This is a genomic window from Thalassospira sp. UBA4513 (assembly GCF_002388495.1).
GTDB lineage: Bacteria > Pseudomonadota > Alphaproteobacteria > Rhodospirillales > Thalassospiraceae > Thalassospira > Thalassospira tepidiphila.
Genome location: NZ_DGMR01000039.1, coordinates 330,572 through 330,994, shown reverse-complemented (window position 1 = coordinate 330,994; position 423 = coordinate 330,572). Strand labels below are relative to the sequence as shown.

General features: G+C 51.8%; 1 protein-coding gene. It reads left to right on the top strand.

Annotated features, from left to right (window positions below; all coding sequences use genetic code 11):
* The coding region (locus tag B2T33_RS18405) for a peptidylprolyl isomerase (RefSeq protein ID WP_414716648.1) at positions 1-213 on the top strand (213 nt) is incomplete at its 5' end.
* Positions 214-423: the final 210 nt, after the last annotated feature.

The window sequence follows — 423 nt, the reverse complement described above, 5'->3', positions numbered from 1 at the left end:
TTCGGCTGGCACGTGATCAAGGTTGAAGAGAAAAAAGAAGGCACCCAGCCGTCGCTTGACGAAGTCCGTCAGCAGCTGGTGGCCGAAATCAGCCGTGATGCGTTCAACGCACTTGTCGAAGACCTGCGCTCTGATGCCGAAATCGTCAACTATGTCGAAATCGAAGCCGCGAAGGCAGCAGAAGAAGCCGCCAAGGAAAAGCCGGCGGAATAATCCCGCAGACTTCGCGGTCAGTATCAATTGATCGCGACAGGTTTTAGAGAATTCGAAAACGGGGTGCAGCCATTGGCTTCGCCCCGTTTTTTACACATCATTTGATCGCGTAAATTCATTCTACCGCTTGCTTTTCGTCGCCATTGCGGCAGGATGGACCGACTTATCCAATAAAGGAAACTGCACTGATGGTTGCGACTGCCATTTCAC